The 16,828-nt window shown below is 44.6% G+C and carries 12 protein-coding genes; 6 read left to right on the top strand and 6 right to left on the bottom strand.

What is annotated here, in order from left to right; all coding sequences use genetic code 11:
• Nucleotides 1–25: 25 nt before the first annotated feature.
• Entirely contained in the window at nucleotides 26–1,552 is a 1,527-nt protein-coding gene (locus AC1EKB_RS04895; protein WP_481248991.1) for an aminotransferase class I/II-fold pyridoxal phosphate-dependent enzyme, read from the bottom strand.
• Between the two features lie 319 nt (nucleotides 1,553–1,871).
• On the opposite strand from AC1EKB_RS04895, the gene AC1EKB_RS04890 reads away from it, so the two are divergent.
• On the top strand, nucleotides 1,872–2,138 hold the full coding sequence (locus tag AC1EKB_RS04890; protein ID WP_016797389.1) for a hypothetical protein: 267 nt from the start codon (nucleotides 1,872–1,874) through the stop codon (nucleotides 2,136–2,138).
• A gap of 73 nt (nucleotides 2,139–2,211) precedes the next feature.
• Here the strand turns inward: AC1EKB_RS04890 and AC1EKB_RS04885 are convergent, their stop codons facing one another.
• Nucleotides 2,212–3,048: a nitroreductase family protein gene (locus tag AC1EKB_RS04885; RefSeq protein WP_481248990.1), complete on the bottom strand. Its 837-nt coding sequence runs from the start codon at nucleotides 3,046–3,048 to the stop codon at nucleotides 2,212–2,214.
• 170 nt (nucleotides 3,049–3,218) lie between these two features.
• Between AC1EKB_RS04885 and AC1EKB_RS04880 the strand changes: the two genes are divergently transcribed.
• Together AC1EKB_RS04880 and AC1EKB_RS04875 are read left to right on the top strand one after the other, a co-directional pair.
• Complete coding sequence (locus AC1EKB_RS04880) at nucleotides 3,219–4,004, top strand: histidine phosphatase family protein (RefSeq protein WP_415694347.1); 786 nt, start codon at nucleotides 3,219–3,221, stop codon at nucleotides 4,002–4,004.
• 152 nt (nucleotides 4,005–4,156) lie between these two features.
• Nucleotides 4,157–5,500: an ABC transporter substrate-binding protein gene (locus tag AC1EKB_RS04875; RefSeq protein ID WP_481248989.1), complete on the top strand. Its 1,344-nt coding sequence runs from the start codon at nucleotides 4,157–4,159 to the stop codon at nucleotides 5,498–5,500.
• A gap of 315 nt (nucleotides 5,501–5,815) precedes the next feature.
• Here the strand turns inward: AC1EKB_RS04875 and AC1EKB_RS04870 are convergent, their stop codons facing one another.
• A complete protein-coding gene (locus AC1EKB_RS04870) occupies nucleotides 5,816–6,835 on the bottom strand; it encodes a LacI family DNA-binding transcriptional regulator (protein ID WP_481248988.1) in 1,020 nt (339 codons plus the stop codon).
• 344 nt (nucleotides 6,836–7,179) lie between these two features.
• Here AC1EKB_RS04870 and AC1EKB_RS04865 point away from each other — a divergent pair, with 344 nt between their 5' ends.
• The 3 genes from AC1EKB_RS04865 to AC1EKB_RS04855 all read left to right on the top strand — a co-directional run bounded on the left by AC1EKB_RS04865 (nucleotide 7,180) and on the right by AC1EKB_RS04855 (nucleotide 9,640).
• Nucleotides 7,180–8,034 carry a carbohydrate ABC transporter permease gene (locus AC1EKB_RS04865; protein ID WP_004131357.1) on the top strand — a complete coding sequence of 285 codons (855 nt, stop codon included), beginning with the start codon at nucleotides 7,180–7,182 and terminating at the stop codon, nucleotides 8,032–8,034.
• Nucleotides 8,031–8,864 (top strand): carbohydrate ABC transporter permease, encoded by an 834-nt coding sequence (locus tag AC1EKB_RS04860; RefSeq protein WP_004131359.1) that lies wholly within the window; start codon nucleotides 8,031–8,033, stop codon nucleotides 8,862–8,864. Before AC1EKB_RS04865 ends, AC1EKB_RS04860 begins: the two co-directional genes overlap by 4 nt.
• 161 nt (nucleotides 8,865–9,025) lie before the next feature.
• Complete coding sequence (locus tag AC1EKB_RS04855) at nucleotides 9,026–9,640, top strand: DUF624 domain-containing protein (RefSeq protein ID WP_415694305.1); 615 nt, start codon at nucleotides 9,026–9,028, stop codon at nucleotides 9,638–9,640.
• A 216-nt stretch (nucleotides 9,641–9,856) separates the two neighbouring features.
• Here AC1EKB_RS04855 and malQ read toward each other — a convergent pair whose 3' ends face one another.
• From malQ to pulA, 3 genes are all read right to left on the bottom strand, one after another.
• Nucleotides 9,857–12,124, bottom strand: coding sequence for a 4-alpha-glucanotransferase (gene malQ / locus AC1EKB_RS04850; protein WP_481248987.1), 2,268 nt, complete (start codon nucleotides 12,122–12,124; stop codon nucleotides 9,857–9,859).
• Nucleotides 12,125–12,390: 266 nt separating this feature from the next.
• Nucleotides 12,391–14,388 carry a hypothetical protein gene (locus AC1EKB_RS04845; protein WP_415694307.1) on the bottom strand — a complete coding sequence of 666 codons (1,998 nt, stop codon included), beginning with the start codon at nucleotides 14,386–14,388 and terminating at the stop codon, nucleotides 12,391–12,393.
• A gap of 419 nt (nucleotides 14,389–14,807) precedes the next feature.
• Nucleotides 14,808–16,805, bottom strand: coding sequence for a type I pullulanase (gene pulA, locus AC1EKB_RS04840; protein WP_481248986.1), 1,998 nt, complete (start codon nucleotides 16,803–16,805; stop codon nucleotides 14,808–14,810).
• Between the last annotated feature and the right edge of the window lie 23 nt (nucleotides 16,806–16,828).

Below are 16,828 nucleotides of genomic sequence, written 5' to 3'. Positions count from 1 at the left end.
GCAGTTTGCAAGCAAGATGCATAAATTACTGGCGATAGTAGGAGAGGAAGCTGGAGAGTTTACTCATTGCGTCGCGAAGCGTTTGCAAGCGTGGCAAGTAGACTACGCGGAAGTAGCCTGGAGTCTGCCAATTAAAGCCTTTTCCATGCACAATCAGCAACTTCTGATCGCGCAGCAAATCAAGCGCAAACTGTTCGTCGTCGTGAATGTTGTAGCGAGCAGGATCGAGCTTTACAAACATGTAGAAAGCAGCGTCTGGCCGCTCAACGCTTACGCCATCCATCTCCTGAAGCGCGTTATAGCAGTACTCGCGCTGCTCGTACACGCGTCCGCCCGGCTCCAAATATTTTTCAACGCTCTGGTATCCGCCCAAAGCAGTCTGAATAATCGATTGCGCAGGAACGTTCGAGCACAAGCGCATATTAGACAGCATGTTAAGACCCATAATGTAGTCGCGAGCCTTGGACTTATCTCCCGAAAGACTCATCCAACCAATACGGAAGCCAGCAATCATATGCGACTTAGAAAGTCCGCTAAAAGTTACGCAGAATACGTCTGGAGCGAGAGAAGCAATCGAAATATGCTTCTTGCCGTCCATAACAAGACGGTCGTAAATCTCGTCTGCAAAAATAATCAAATTAAACTCGCGCGCAATCTTAACAATCTCTTCCAAAACTTCGCGACTATACAGCACGCCCGTAGGATTATTCGGGTTAATAATCACGATTGCTTTAGTGCGAGGCGTGATTTTAGAGCGAATATCGGCAATATCTGGGTACCAATGCGACTTTTCGTCACACATGTAGTGCACAGGAGTGCCGCCAGCCAGGCTAGCGCACGCAGTCCACAGCGGATAGTCTGGGCTTGGTATAAGAATCTCGTCGCCGCAATCAAGCAGCGCTTGCATAGAAAGATTAATCAGCTCTGAAACGCCGTTGCCAGTGTAAATATCTTCCATTTGCACGCCTGGAATGCCCTTAAGCTGGTCGTATTGCATAATCGCTTTGCGCGCAGAGAAAAGTCCGCGGCTATCCGAGTAGCCTTCGCAGTCAATAAGCTGCTGTTGCATGTCGTAAATCACTTCGTCTGGAGCGCGGAAGCCAAAAGGCGCAGGATTTCCAATGTTGAGCTTTAGAATATGCGTTCCGTTTGCTTCCATGCGGTTTGCTTCTTCTACAACAGGGCCGCGAACGTCGTAGAGCACGTGCTCAAGTTTGGTGGATTTGTTGAAAGATCTATGTTTGAGTGTTTGGGAAAGTTGTTCTTCTGTAAGCTGTGGCTGATTTAATTGTGATTCTTCTGCAGACTGGCAGTTTTGCGCGACTTTTGAGCACGAATGACCGCCTTTGATTTCGTCGCAGCTAATTCCAAGAATTTGTGCAAGCATATCTCGCACGTCTTTGCGTGGCTCAGTTTTGCCGCTTAAATATTGACTTAGTTGACTTTTGCCAAGCTTATGGCCGTCTTTTGCTGCAAGCTCGATTACGTCAATCTGCTTATATCCCTTGATTTTCATTGCCTTTTTAAGGTCGTTTGCAAAATTCTGTGCCATAATCCGTCTTTCTTATAGAAGCTTATAAAATCAGCATTCTTAAATTGAACAAACTTACAACAAAGTTCAAAATAGAAGATATAAATTGAACTTTGAGGCGATTAAAAGACAATTTTACGCATAAAAAAGCATTTTGCAAGCCTAGAATTGAATTTATTTTGAATTTATTTTGAATTTATTTTGAATTTATTTTGAATTTATTTTGAATTTTGACCGAATAATAATTAAAACTTGAACTAGAAAAACGTTAAATTGAACTTATTTTGATTTAGCTACATGTGATTGGTTGCGAATCAACGCAGTTTGTTGCGGTGATACTATGGGTTACATGTATTTCTTTACTCCGCGCAGATGTGAATCTACCCAAAAAATAATGTATGCCAACAAAGGGCAGGCTCTTATTGCAGCGGATAAAAGTTTTACGGAACGTGGAGCAAAGCTGTGGGTTTATAAATGCGATTATTGCGGAAGTTGGCATTTAACGCATTCAAATCCTGCGATTCGTAAGTATTGCGATATGCGCTCGCGGTTTGAAACAACAAAACCCAAGTCTAGAAAACGCGGATATAAACCGCGTATTCGCTAAATACTTAACGCTAAATAATTAATGCTAAAAAATCAGCAAATCAGCAAATCAGTAAATCAGTAAATTCACTAAATCAGTACTTAAAAGTAAATCCTTGTGCATTAAGCTGCGATTCGCAACTGTGGTTTTTAGCTCCAGAATCTACAGCAAGCTTTGTGATTTGCGCACTGAACGCGTCCACTGGCCTATCTGCATTACGCAAATCGTAGTATTTATGCACTCTTTCGTCGAAGTCTGCAAGTTTTTCAATCAAAACATCATCGCTACTAGGGTATTCGTTTTCAAAGAATTGCATACTCGAGTCCATGCGCGGCTTTAATTCTGGCTCTTGGTCTGGCTTGCCGATTGCAATCCCAAGAACGGGATACGTGTATTTTGGCAACTTCAAAAGTTCAATTAAATTTGGAATATTATTCAAAATTGAACCAAGAATTACGCAACCTAGTCCAAGCGATTCCGCGGCTGTTTCCATTGCATGTAGTGCAAGAACAGCGTCATTTTGCGATTGAGAGAATCTGTAGCCTGTTTTAAGAGTAAAATCGCTGCTTTCTGTGTCAATGCCATTTTTGCGCGCTATAGCAGCATTTCTGTGCTGATCAATAATAAAAACGTACAAAAGTGGCGCTGTTGCTATGTAAGTTTGATTTCCAAGTTTAGAAAGTTTTTGTTTAAGGCTTACGCTTGTGATTTTGATTGCAGACCAGTCGTTCAAAAACTGGCTGCAAGCTGCGCGCTGTGCTGCTGCTTCCAACGTTTTTACAATATCTTCGCTAATTGGCTCATTTTTGAAAGCGCGTATAGATCTGCGATTAAGAAGCGTTTGAATAGTTTGATTTGCATATTCGTTCTGCGCATTATTTTGCTTGCTGTTTTGCTCGCTGTTCTGTGCGTTGCTTTTAATTGACGTCATATTTTTATGTTAATGGTAACGAAATACCAATTAGAAATTGGCATGTAGAAGTGTTATAAAAGTGTTATAAATGTACGAGTGAACAAGTTGGCAGCGAAGCCGCTTGATAAATGCTTGCGTTAATGCACCAAGCGCAAGCTAAAAATGGTGGTGCTAAGGCGGCGTTGGGTATGCTGAACGGTTTGAACAATATTGACATTAAAGTTAATGGCGATTTGTGCACAACGGATACAACAGATACAACGGATTCGTACGCGATTCAAGATGTTCCAGCAACATGTTCGGGAGCGCCCGAAGGGCGACTAGTGCTTTTGCGCCACGGCCAAACTGCTTGGAGTGAATCAGGTCAGCATACAGGTAGAACCGATATTCCACTAACACAAGTTGGCCGCAATCAAGCTATAAGCGCAGGCGCCAGGATTCGTCAAGCTTTTCCAAACGGTTTTAGCGAGGATTGCCAGTTTGTAAGCCCGCTTATTCGTGCGCGTCTTACAGCTCAATTAGCAGGATTTACGCATTGCACGCCGCTGGAATACGCTGCTGAGTGGGATTACGGCTGCGCAGAGGGGCGCACTCGAAAAGATGTGTCCGCGCTAAGCGGTGTTGAGTCGTGGGATGTTTGGAAGGATGGCCCTAAAGCTCTTCCAAATTTTATGTCGGATTCTTGCCAAGAGGTTCTTCCAAGTGGCGAAACAGTAAAAGTCGTGCGTACTAATGGCGAATCTTTACAAGAAGTTTCTAATCGTACTCAAAAAATAATCGACTCTGTTTTGCCAAAACTTAAAAGCGGCAAGGATGTGATTATTGTAGCTCACGCGCACATTCTTAGGATTTTAGCAACTAGATGGCTTGGTGTAGATGCTTCTTACGCGCGCTTACTTCGACTAGACACCGCGCATTACAGCGCTCTTGGAACTTATAAGGGCGATCGTGTAATCGTTCGCTGGAATTGCTGATTTTTTCTTGCTTTAGATATACGACACGCCACCATATCAACGCTGCTATCGTTTGCAATATTTTTGCATTTGAGGCATAATAAAAAATGTCGAAAGGGCACCTAGGGGTGCGGCGGCCAAAAGGTAGGCCGACGGCATAGGAGAAAGGTTCGATGATGAATCGTACAATTAAGTCAACAATTGCGCTTGTAGCTTGCTCCGCAATGGCATTCGGTGCGCTCGCTGCATGCGGTTCCAGTTCTTCGGATTCTTCCGATAAGGGCAAGGTTTACTTCCTTAACTTTAAGCCAGAATCTGCTGATCAGTGGAAGGAAGTTGCTAAGGAATACACCAAGAAGACTGGCATTCCTGTAAAGGTTCAGAACGCTGCTTCTGGCACTTACGAGCAGTCCCTTAAGAGCGAAATCAGCAAGGGCAACGAAGCACCTACACTGTTCCAGGTGAATGGTCCTGTTGGCTACGCAAGCTGGAAGGATTACACTGCAGATCTTAAGGATACCGAGCTTTACAAGCAGCTTCAAAACAAGGATCTTGCTCTTAAGGATGGAGACAAGGTTGTTGGCGTTCCATACGCAATGGAAACTTACGGCTTGATTTACAACAAGGCTTTGTTAAAGAAGTACACTGAGCTTAAGGATGCTAAGGTAAAGTCTGCTGAAGAGATTAACTCCTTCGATAAGCTTAAGGCTGTTGCAGACGACATTCAGGCTCGTAAGGGTGATCTTGGTGTTGATGGCGCATTCACTTCTGCTGGCTTCGATTCCAGCTCTGATTGGCGCTTTAAGACTCACCTTGCAAACATTCCTCTGTACTACGAGTTCAAGGCAGATAAGGTCACCAAGCAGCCAGCAAAGATTAAGGGCACGTTCCTTGATGGCTACAAGAAGATCTTTGATCTTTACATTACTGATTCCACAACTCCTGCAACTCAGCTCAGCTCTAAGACTGGCGAGGATGCAAACTCCGAGTTCTCTCTTGGTAAGGCTGTGTTCTATCAGAATGGTACTTGGGCTTGGACCGACTTGCAGAAGGCTGGTATGAAGGCCGAAGACCTTGGCATGCTCCCAATCTACATTGGCGCTAAGGGCGAAGAGAAGCAAGGCTTGGCTACTGGCTCCGAGAACTATTGGTGCATCAACGAGAAGACTTCGGATGCCAACAAGAAGGCAACCAAGGACTTCTTGAAGTGGGTTCTTACCTCTGATTACGGTAAGGAAGCTATGTCTAAGAAGATGGGCTTCACCACTCCGTTCAAGAGCTTTGCAGATATGAAGTCTGAGAATCCTTTGACTGCTGCTGCTGTTGAAGATGCTCAGTCTGGTAAGACTCCTGTAAGCTGGAACTTCACTATGATGCCATCTGACAACTGGAAGAACGATCTTGGCTCCGCTTTGCTTGAGTATGCTCAGGGCACTGGCAAGTGGGATAAGGTTAAGAGCGCCTTCGTTGACAATTGGGCTAAGGAAGTTGCTCAAGCTCACGAAGATCAGGATTAATCCGATTAATCCTAAGAATTGGGTTAAAACTGGATTATTAAATTCATAATTTAATATATGTCATTTTTGTAATTGCATTAGCACAGTGCATTAGTGACAAGTAAAAGAGCTTCAAGCCTAATGGTTTGAGGCTCTTTTTATTTTAAGAATTATCTTGAGTTAGATATAGCTTGAGTTAGATATAGCTTGAGTTAGATATAGCTTGAGTTAGATATAGCTTGAGTTAGATATAGCTTGAGTTATATATGACTTTATTTAGATATGACTTTATTGGAAGAATGACTTTAGTTTAATAGTCTTAAGTTTAGAATTGTCTTAATTGTTTTCAAGCTGACTTGTGCTTGATCTAACTATAAGCTGTGCTGGAATGGTAATATATTTGCATTCTTCGCTTAAATAATCGCCATTAATCAGAGACAAAGTTATTTTTGCTGCGTCTACTGCCATTTCTGCAGGGTCTTGGCGAATAGTCGTAAGCCCTGTTTCTCTAGCGTAAAAACTATCGTCAAAACCAATAATCGAAACGTCTCCAGGCGCGCTATATCCGCTTCTAGAAAGCTGGAACATAAGCGGAATTGCTATGCCGTCTTCTTGGCAAGCAATCGCCGTAGGAACATTTACGTTGCTTAAAAGCGAAGAGACGATTGAGCTTATTCTGTCTAATCCTTCGGGGGCAACGATTTCTATAGGCGTAATGCCGTTGATTTTGCATTCGTCAATAAAAGAGTGGTAGCGCTGCAAAACGCTAAAATGCAATGAAATATCGCGGTTTGTGCGAATGTAGGCAATGTTTTTGTGTCCTAGCCCAATAAGATGGCGTGCCATAAGTCGCGCGCCTTGATCGTCGTCTATGTTAATCGTTGCGTCAAAGTCGCAATCCATAGGATTCAAGCAGTTTATACCTAAGACTGGCACGCCAGTGGCCTTTAGGGAAGCTACTTCCGACTTGTTTACGTCGAAGGAGCAAACGATTACAGCGTCTGCATTTCGGCGAGTTGGCAGCATGCTAAAGAACTCTGCACGCTCTTGGCTACTAGATATTTGGAAGATTGAAAGGTCGTAGCCAGCTGGGTGAAGAACTTGATTTAGGCCTTGTATAATCGATGCGCTAAACCATAGTCGAATGCTGTCGCTAAGAAGCAGTGCAACTCTTAGTGTTCTGCCAGATTTTAGTGCTGCTGCGGATCTAGATATTGAAAAGTTTAGTTTTTCTGCAATAGCTAATACTTTGTTGCGCGTTGCTGCGGAAACCAAGTTTGGGCGCGTAAAAGATCTAGAAACAGTAGATACAGATACATGCGCCTGGTTGGCCACGTCTTGAATATTAGCTGGCATTTGAACTCCTTTATTCGCGCAGCAAAATGTTTATTCAATATCTTCATTAATATTGCTAAAACATATGCAAAGTTAGTATATGAGCAGTGTTGCATATGAGAATTTTCACGTGCTTATTTGCGCTCATTACACAAACGTTTGCAATACGAACAATAATAGCAGGTTTTGCCGTAAAATCGCCAAAAATCGGGATTTTTTTCACATTTGATTTTTGCCTTCTTAAGTGGCGACATGCAAAAAATGACAACGTTTGACATTGTGGTTGCATGTAGTAAGATAAAAGTATTGGTTCGAGCGCGGCCGCTCGTACAGGCGCGTACTCAAGGAGGAGAAAGTGATGAATCATGATTAATATGAGTGGAAAAGCAATACGCAAATGGTGGGCGTTATTCGCTCTGCCAACGTTTGCTGCATTTGTAATTGGCTTTTTAGTGCCATTTGTAATGGGCGTGTATCTTAGCTTTACTAAGTTCCACACTGTTACTGACGGAAAGTTTGTTGGAATTCGCAATTATCGCAAGGCTTTGCGAGACCCACACTTCCTTCATTCGCTAGTATTTACAACAGCTTTTACGGTTGTAACAACAATTGTTATTAATGTTATTGCATTCGCAATCGCTTACATGCTTACAAAAAAGTTCAAAGGCTCCAACCTATTCCGTACGGTATTCTTTATGCCGAATTTGATTGGTGGCATTGTTCTGGGCTACGTTTGGCAGGTAGTTCTTAATGGCATCTTGGGCTATTTTGGCCGTGCTATTACGTATTCTGCAACGTACGGATTCTGGGGCATGGTTCTTTTGATATGCTGGCAGCAAATCGGCTACATGATGATTATTTACATTGCTGGCTTACAAGCGCTTCCAGGAGATGTTATTGAGGCAGCTGCCGTTGATGGCGCAAGCCCAACGCAGACGCTGTTTAAGATTACAATCCCGCTTATGATGCCGTCTATTACGGTTTGCACGTTCTTAACGGTTACAAACGGATTCAAGCTATTCGATCAGAACTTGGCGTTGACTAATGGTGCTCCTTCTAGAAAGTCGGAGATGCTTGCATTGAACATCTTCAACACATTCTATGGAAGACTCAATGGTGAAGGCGTCGGTCAGGCAAAGGCAGTCATATTCTTCATCATTGTGGCTGTAATTGCTTTGATTCAGAACAGGTTGACAACTTCTAAGGAGGTGGCAGCATGAACGAGAAGACTAAGCATCCTGCACTTTGGACCACGCTTTTTGCTGTAGTGAGTTTGCTGTGGATTTTCCCAATCGCTTTAGTGTTTATGAACTCCTTTAAGTCAAAGGTGTATATTGCTAGCGAGCCATTTTCACTTACTCCAAAGTCATTTATTGGTTTTGATAACTACGTTCTTGGCATTAACCGCACGAATTTGTTGATGAGCTTTTGGTGGACAATTGTTGTAACGATTGGCGCTGTGGCTTTGATCCTGCTTTGCACTTCTATGTGTGCTTGGTGGATTGTGCGAGTAAACAATTGGGCTGCAAAACTACTGTACGTTTTGTTCCTGTTTAACATGATTGTGCCATTCCAAATGGTTATGTTCACGCTTTCCAACATCACTACAAAGCTTGGATTGAACACTCCTTGGGGCTTGTGGATAATCTACCTTGGATTCGGCGCAGGTTTGGCTGTGTTTATTTTCACAGGCGTTGTAAAGGGCATTCCTCAAGAGTTGGAAGAGTCTGCAATGATTGATGGCGCTTCTGTGCCACGCATATTCTTCCAAATTATTGTGCCAATTATGAGGCCTGCAATTATATCCGTTTCTATCTTGCAAACAATGTGGATTTGGAACGACTTCCTTCTTCCATACCTCACTTTGGATTTGAACAAGTACAAGACGGTTTCTATTGCAGTTCAATATTTGAAGGGCGGCTATGGCTCTGTTGAAATGGGTGCAATGATGGGCTGCCTGGTTATGGCAATTGTTCCAATAATAGTCTTCTACCTAATCTGCCAGAAGTACATAATTAAAGGTGTTATGGCAGGTGCGGTAAAGGGCTGAGGTTTTTTCTCCTTCGGATCTCGGCATGCATGATGGTGGTTGCAAGCGTTTGCAGCCACCATCATGCGTGTTTAAGCGTATCTTTGTGTTTAAGCGTATCTTATAGTGTATTGTTATTTTAGATTTGTTTAAGTTTGCTTAATTAGGCGGGAGTAGTTGTAATGATTTCTTTTGGAAGCCCCGATTCTAAGTTCGCTCAAGGAATGGAAACGTTTGCAGACGCAGTTTGGCTTACCATTCTAATGATTATTACCAGCATTCCGCTTATAACGGTTGGGGCGTCTATTACGGCCGCTCACGAGACAGCTAGACGGATTGAACGTGGCGAGGCACACACAACAGCAATCTACTTTAAGTCTTTTAAGAATAATTTTGTTAAAGCTACTATTATTTGGGCTATTTTAGGGTCACTTTTAGTTGTAATTATATGGTCTTGGATTTTTTTGCAACTTACTCCGCTTTTAATAATAAAGTTTGCGATTAGCATATTGTGGATCCTGGTTGCGCAGTGGGTATTTGCATTGCAAGCGCGCTTTGAAAACTCGATTGGCAGAACTCTTATTAATTCGCTGATTTTTGGCGTTAGCTACGCTAGTACAACGCTTATAATGTTTTTGCTTGATTGCGTGTTCTTTGCGCTTGTGTACCTTTCGCTAAGGTATTTTTTGCAAGGATTACCGCTGTTGATTTTGCTTGGGTGGGGGTCTTTGATTATGCTCCACACGCCGCTTTTGGAGCGCGTGTTTGCTAAGTACGTTGCGGCTAATACGCAGTGAGGCGAACATCGCCATAGATGCTCGCCTCACTTAGGACATCAAAAACATAGCGCGTAAGCCGTGTCTACAGGCGACCTACGCGCTATGCGAGAGAGAAAGAAGTTACTACATGAGTAACAATCAATATCTATTATACTCTTGATTCAAGTGTTTGCAAGTATTTTTAACCTTTCTTTTTACATTTTTTGGTGGTAATTTTACAGTTATTTGTGCTTGTTAGCTAATTTTTTCGCCTCGCATAATGGCGGCCATATTGAGTACGCGTTGAGACTTAAAAACGTCACCTGTATGAACAACGTTTCCATCTTTATCTGCAAGAGGAATACGCCAATTCGGATACTCAGTACTGGTTCCAGGCTGATTCTGCGAACGCTTTTCTCCAACTGCGTCAACAAGTGCCACTTGCAAAAGCAAAGATGGGGAAGTGCGCATAATCGCGTGCATAGCCTCTACAATCTCTTGCACATGGTCTTCTACATGCTCGGCAGCGTCCTTGCTAATCCATCCTCCGTCCAAAAGCATCTTCATCATGGCGTCTCGCTCTGCGCTAGCAGCCTTTTGGAAGCTTTCTACGGAATCGGTAAGCAAGTGCAGCTTTTCGCGAATCTTAACGTGCTCAAACGCAAGATAGCCTGCTGTAGGAGGCATGTCGTGAGTAGTAACAGATGCCAAAGCGTATTCGCGGTATGTAGAAGGATCTGCAAATATGATTTCCTTCTTTCCAGCCTTTTTAGCGGCTTTTTCGGCTTCGTCATTGTGCGTAAACCATTCAACAACGGTTCCAAGAATGCCATGCGAAGCAAGCACCTTAGAAACGTACGCTGGAACAGTGCCAAGGTCTTCGCCGATCACTAATCCGCCTGCGCGAGTGGCCTCAATACTAAGAACTGCAAGCATTGCGTCCACATTGTAGTAAACGTAAGCACCGTTCTTTGCGCCTTGGCCACGCGGAATCCACCACAAGCGGAAAAGACCAAGCACATGGTCAATGCGAACTGCGCCAGCATGCAAGAACACGTTGTGAACCATGTCTCGGTATGCAATGTAGCCAGTTTCATCTAAGTAATTAGGGTCAAATGGCGGCTGACCCCAATCCTGACCCTGCTGGTTGTAGAAGTCTGGAGGCGCGCCAACGCTAACGCCATTAGCAAAGCGCTCTGGGCTCCACCACACGTCTGCGCCGTATCCGTGTACGCCAACAGCCATGTCTTGCATAAGACCAATCGCCATTCCTGCGTCCTTAGCTTCTGCGTGAGCGGCGGCAACTTGCTCGTCTGCAATCCATTGCAACCAGCGGTGGAACTCAAGCAAATCAGCGTGCTCGCGTCTAAGCACGTCGATCTGAGGCGTGCCTTTGCCAGTTGTATCAAACCAAAGATTATCTCCCCAAGGAGCACCCCAAACTTCAAAAGCTACACACCAAGTAGCAAAAGCGTCTAAGTCTTCTCCAGAGTGCGCCTTAAAGTCTGCAAAATCCTGCTCGCGTTCGGCGCTCCTAGGCTGCTTAAAAATAATCTTTAAGGCTGGAAGTTTTGCGTTCCACGCGGCGTTAATATCCATTGGATTTGGATTGTTGTTAAGCGCTTCCACGCCCTCGTGCAAAATCTCCACCTCTTTGCGCTGGCTATCGCTAAGATGCGCATATTCTGGAATATCTTGCGGACGAATGTATGTAACATTTAAGAACCTGCGCGATTCTGGCAAGTAAGGAGAAGGCTCCAAAGGTGCCACTGGTGCGCACGCATGAATTGGGTTTATAAGCATAAAGTCGGCTTTGCCAATGCTGCCAGCGTCTTTAAGCAGTCTGCGCAAGTCGCCATAATCGCCAACGCCCCAAGATTCCTTTGAGCGAACGGAATAAAGCTGAGTCATGTAGCCCCAACGATGGCGTTCCTTAACGCTTTGCGGAAGTGGGATTTTTGCTGGCGCGCAAATCAAAGTTGATTGCGCGTGCGCAACAGTTTTGCCGTTTTTACCTTCGACTTTTGCAAGAAGAGTGTGGTATCCCATTGGCAAGTCTTGTGGAAGCTCAAGAGTTAAGCCGTCTTCTTTGCTTGTTTCAAAGTTGTTAAGAGGCTCTTCGTATTCCGAACCATCTTCTAGCGTAAGCGTTATGTGGATTTTTTCTGGGCTGCTTGTAGCTTCTTCAGCGTGAATAGGAACAATCGTTTCTGTGCCAGTAAAGCATACCACGGTTGGCGGCAGCAGTTCGCTATCGCGCTTTTCTTGAACGCGCTTTAGCGAGTTCTCAATGCTTTCACTTGTGGTTGCAGGGTAGCCCAACGCATCTAGCACGCCCACAAGTGCTTCGTCCGTAATTTCCGTATAGTCACCTAATTGGTCTATGTAGAAAGTTGCGACTCCGCATGCTTTTGCAAGTTTAATTAGTGGGCGAGCAAGCCTTTCTGCGGTTTCTTCTACGGGCACAGTTGTGGCAGCCTTTGTTTTGCCATTATTTGTTGTGCCATTGTCTGTTGTGCTCATGATGCTCCTTTGTTAATCGTGGCACATGTACGAGCATCGAATTGATTCCAAACGATGCTAAAGGGTGCGATTCTCAACACATCGCTGGATTGAGGCACGCTCTAGCTAACCATTATATTAAGTATTGATATCGTTTGCAATATTGGCGATTTTTAGGGTGACTTGAGATACTTGAGTATGCAAAAACCGCAGGGCGATTGCCTTCTGCGGTTTTGTTATTTGTTATTTGCGATTTGTGATTATTCGCGCGTATTCACTATTTGCGACTATTTGCGACGGATTCGCATAAAGTGCCAGCCAGCGCCGATTGCTGCGATTCCAGCAGTGATGCTGCCAGCAACAGCTGCGATTAGCGTTGTGTTGTTGCCAGTGGCATGTGCGCCGTTGTTTGCGGCAGCTGCCTGAGCGCTCTTATCGCTGTTATTGTCTTCGCTCTTAGAGTCTTCGTTTTTAGATTCTTCGCTCTTGGAGTCTTCGGATTCCTTCTGATTTTCATCTTTTGCGGAATCGTTAGATGTGTTCTTGGACTCTTCGCTCTTTGTTGCACTTGCAGAGCTTGCTGCAGTAGCAGGAGTAGCAGGAGCAGCAGCACGATGCGAACGTGCAGGAGTCTGTGCGGTTGTTTGTAGCATAGCAGTAGCGTTTTCTACGAGTTCTTCTGCAGCTTTAGCTGTATTCGCAGTCTCCGTTTGATTTGCTGGAGCAGCACTGTGCTTAGGTGCAGACTGTGGAGCTGGCTCTTGCGCATTTTGTGGTGCTTGTGGAGCCGAAGTTTGCGGCGCGCTTGGAGCTGGGGCAGATGGAGCTGCATCCATAGAGCCTGCGCCTGGAACAACATTCAAATTGCCGCCGTTTTTCTGCGCATTGCTTCCTGCAAAGTTTCCTTGAGCAGAGCTATCTCTATCTTGCGCTTTGTTTTTTGGCTTCTGATTCTGTGGATTTGTATCCGCTGGAGGCTCTGCAGGAGCAGGTGCTGGAGCTTGTGGCTTAGCCTGTGGATTCTCTTGTGGAGCTTGCGGAGCTGGAGCTTGATTCTTCTCTTGCTGCTGTGGCTCTGATGGTGCAGGAGCTGGAGCGTTCTGCTGGTTCTGCATTGGTGGAACTTGCTCTTGTGGAGCATTCGCATCAGGCTCATCAGCAGATGGGAGTCTAGAGCTAAGTGCTTCTTCTGCTTTCTTAGCAGCTGCAGCAAGCAAATCTTTGCGGCCGTCAAGGTTATTAGACAATTTGCTTAATTGGTTTATATACTTAGTAAAATTATCTGTGACAACCTTAAATGATTCTTTACGACCTTCGTCTTTCTTAAAAAGATCTCCATGATTGCTCTCAAGATTTTTAATCATATTCTGAACAGTATTGCTTTTTTTTGAGATTTTATCTGTAGCTTCTTCCAGCTTAGTAGCTGCGTTTGAAAGCATTGTCTCAGCATTTTTTGCTTTTTTAGATGCTGCTTCAATCTGGTTCATAGCATCTGAAGCGTCTTTAGCTGTTCTTTCTAAATCCTGCCTTGAATTTTGCAAATTTTCTTCAATAGTTTTTCTATTTTCACCTTGAGCGTTTTCAAGCTCTTGAGTTCTAGCAGCTATATCTTTCTTTGCTTTTTCGATTCCAGCTACAGCTTGTGTTTTCTTTTCTATTGCGCTATTTACGCTCTGAATAGCTTCATCAGCTTCATTTTGAACTTTTGTTACTTCTTTTTCTACTGGATTGTATGACGCAGTTGCTTCGCTCAGATAGTCTTGCGCCTTTATAAACTTATCTTGTGCATCTTTTTCAAACTTCTTTTGTGCATCTTCAGTCGGAGTTTTAGAATCCTTGCCGTTATCTTGCGTAACAGTGTTGCCTTCGGAGCCCTGATCTTCTTTCTTTTCGTTAGTTTTGCCTTGTGTGCTTGCGTTAGAGTCGGAGCTTGTTTGGCTAGCGCCGTCTTGGCTTGTCTGAGTCTTATTAGCCTTAGAATCTTGCGTGGATTCGTCGTTTTTGCCTTCTACGCCATCTGCGACTTTTGCATTTCCTGGCGTATCGCCTGCTTGACCAGCGTCAGCAGCGCCAGGATCGCCTTGCGGATCAACAGTAACAACTTCGCTCATGCGGTCAAAGCTTTCGCCAGCTTGTGCAACAGAAGAAACTGGAGTTACATGCGTAGTTGGATCATCTTTCGTCAAGGTTGTAGTCGCGTTTGCTGCGTTTGCAATGCTTATGCTTCCAATAAGAGCCAAAGAGCTAGCGCCTAAAGAGATAGCGGCTGCAATCTTAGCGTTCATATTTACCTCATTCTTCAAATCATTTAGGTTTGGGGGGTGGGGATATTTGTTTAATTATCAAGTTGTAAGATCAAAGCGCTGTCTTGCAATGTGTGCTTTAATAGCGTCTCTGTCTTGTTACTGAACTTTCTCCTCTCCGCCATTGCGAATATACGCAAGGGGGGTATAAAGTCTAAAAATAAGTCTATCAGAACAACAGGAATAATTCGCACATTTTGGCAAGTTATAAGGAACAATTAAGGAAATTATAAGGTTTTGCCTTGAAATATTAGTATTCGACCAAATATTCGGCTAAGTATTTGAAAACATTAGTATTTAACTATAAACCCAAAAATAATCCCGACTTTGTTCCCAAATCGCAGGAATAAGGGAACAAAATCGGGATAAATTGCGATTTACGCGCGCTCAAGAGCTCGAAATCAAGCGCGCTTGCGACTTAACACAACAAAAGTACGTTGTGGCACGTGAACCGCGCGCTGATCGCCATTATCATCGCAAAGCATTGATGCGCGGCTGCTAGAAGCGCTGCCAATCCATCTATCAAAGTACTCGCTGGAGTCCAGCACAAATTTCCATTCCTTATCTCTTGCACAAGACGCAGGCAAATCAACCGTTGCGCGAGCATCCTTCATAGGATTAGCGCACACAATCAAGTCGCTTCCGATTTGCTCCGCAAGAATGGAGTTATCGGATGCGTTAAGACGCGTGTGCTGAGCGTCGTAGAAATCAGCGTTCTTAGCGCGAAGTTTTATAAGCGCGCTATACCAGTCTACAAGCGGCTGGAATCGCTTAGCTCTAGACCAATCAAGCTGGTTCATTGCAACTCCGCGATTATAGGAATTATCGCAACCATGCTTAGTGCGGCCAAACTCTTCGCCGCCAAGCATAAATGGCATTCCAGCGGAGCACAAAATTATGCCAGAGCTAAGAATATTAGCGCTGAAGATGTATGCAACGCTGTTTGGATCGCTTGCGTCAAAATCGCAGCTAGACGCATTATCGCGCATAGAAATACACAGCTTATCCCACAAAGTCAAATCGTCGTGAGCAGAAACATACTGCACAATCTGGCCAACACTCTTGCCAGCACAAGGCATACCACGCCAGCCATTAAACGCGTTTCGCACAGGATCCGCCGTCCAAAACTCGTTGCCGTTTACATAGCCGCGGTCGCGATGATCCATAACGTTGCCCTTAAGTGTGTCTCTAGACTCGTCGCTAAACCATCCGATTCTAGAATCCAGGAAGCCGCGCCCAGCTTTATCTCCCATAGGGCAATCATCGGCTACAGCTGCAGCGCCCGCGCCCCACGGCTCGCCGTACATAAGAATATCTTTGCCGCCATCAAGCTTATCCAGCTCTGCGCGAATCATGTTCAAAGTTTGCGCATCCGCTAAGCCCATAAGGTCAAACCTAAAACCATCCACATGGTAGCAGCGCGCCCAATGCAAAATGGACTCAATCATAAAACGCCTAAACATTGGATGATCGGAAGCCATTTCGTTGCCGCAGCCCGATCCGTTTGCAAATCCGCCGTCATCCTTGCGTCTGCAGAAGTATCCAGGAGCAACGCTTTCAAACGCGTTCGATGCTGCTTCAAACATGTGATTATAAACAACATCCATCACTACGCGCATGCCATTCTTGTGTAAAGCGCCAATCATTGCCTTGCATTCGCGGATTCTTGCCGTGCCATCGTACGGGTTGCTGGAGTATGCGCCTTCTGGCACGTTGTACGCGTGAGGGTCGTAGCCCCAATTGTAAAGCGAATCCACGCTCTCGCCGCTTTTGCGAGCAGACGAAATCGCAACCTCATCAACAGTTGCAAAATCGTAGATTGGCATTAGTTGAACGTGAGTTACGCCAAGTTTTTTAAGATAGTCGATTCCAGTAGGGAAGTTTATATCCGCATCTAAAGTCGTATGCGAATCTGTAAAAGCAAGATACTGACCGCGGTGTTCTGGCTTAAATCCGCCATTTTTATTGCTGCTAAAGTCTTCAACGTGCATCTCCCACACAACAGTTGCATGGCGCACAAATTCTGGCGATTTGTCTTTGTGCCAGCCTGCAGGAGCCACGCGATCTTCGTCAATAACAAGGCTGCGCTCGCCATTTACGCCGCTAGCAACGCCCCACGGGTCGCTTGTGCGATTCACTTTTCCATCTGCAAAGGTCACAAGAAAGTCGTAGTAAACGCCATCTAGCCTTTGCAATATTGACGTTCTCCATGCACCGTCGCGCAACGGCTTCAAATCGCGTGTTTTGAAAGGTTCACTGTTGTTTCCTGTTTCAAAAAGTCGCAGTGTTACGCACGATGCTGTTGGCGCCCAAAGCGTAAAAGTGGTCGATTTTTCGTTAAGCGAGAATCCGAGCTGCCCCGAATAAACTGGCCATTGTGTTGAAGGTGGGAACGTCATGAATATATCCTTTTGTATTTTAT

This window comes from Gardnerella sialicivorans subsp. sialicivorans, assembly GCF_056746795.1.
This window is presented reverse-complemented; position numbering and strand designations above follow the sequence as displayed.

Coding starts and splice junctions, on each gene's coding strand:
- AC1EKB_RS04895 (WP_481248991.1), bottom strand. CDS start 1,552: ATGGCACAGAATTTTGCAAACGACCTTAAAAAGGCAATGAAAATCAAG.
- AC1EKB_RS04890 (WP_016797389.1), top strand. CDS start 1,872: ATGGGTTACATGTATTTCTTTACTCCGCGCAGATGTGAATCTACCCAA.
- AC1EKB_RS04885 (WP_481248990.1), bottom strand. CDS start 3,048: ATGACGTCAATTAAAAGCAACGCACAGAACAGCGAGCAAAACAGCAAG.
- AC1EKB_RS04880 (WP_415694347.1), top strand. CDS start 3,219: ATGCTGAACGGTTTGAACAATATTGACATTAAAGTTAATGGCGATTTG.
- AC1EKB_RS04875 (WP_481248989.1), top strand. CDS start 4,157: ATGATGAATCGTACAATTAAGTCAACAATTGCGCTTGTAGCTTGCTCC.
- AC1EKB_RS04870 (WP_481248988.1), bottom strand. CDS start 6,835: ATGCCAGCTAATATTCAAGACGTGGCCAACCAGGCGCATGTATCTGTA.
- AC1EKB_RS04865 (WP_004131357.1), top strand. CDS start 7,180: ATGATTAATATGAGTGGAAAAGCAATACGCAAATGGTGGGCGTTATTC.
- AC1EKB_RS04860 (WP_004131359.1), top strand. CDS start 8,031: ATGAACGAGAAGACTAAGCATCCTGCACTTTGGACCACGCTTTTTGCT.
- AC1EKB_RS04855 (WP_415694305.1), top strand. CDS start 9,026: ATGATTTCTTTTGGAAGCCCCGATTCTAAGTTCGCTCAAGGAATGGAA.
- malQ (WP_481248987.1), bottom strand. CDS start 12,124: ATGAGCACAACAGACAATGGCACAACAAATAATGGCAAAACAAAGGCT.
- AC1EKB_RS04845 (WP_415694307.1), bottom strand. CDS start 14,388: ATGAACGCTAAGATTGCAGCCGCTATCTCTTTAGGCGCTAGCTCTTTG.
- pulA (WP_481248986.1), bottom strand. CDS start 16,805: ATGACGTTCCCACCTTCAACACAATGGCCAGTTTATTCGGGGCAGCTC.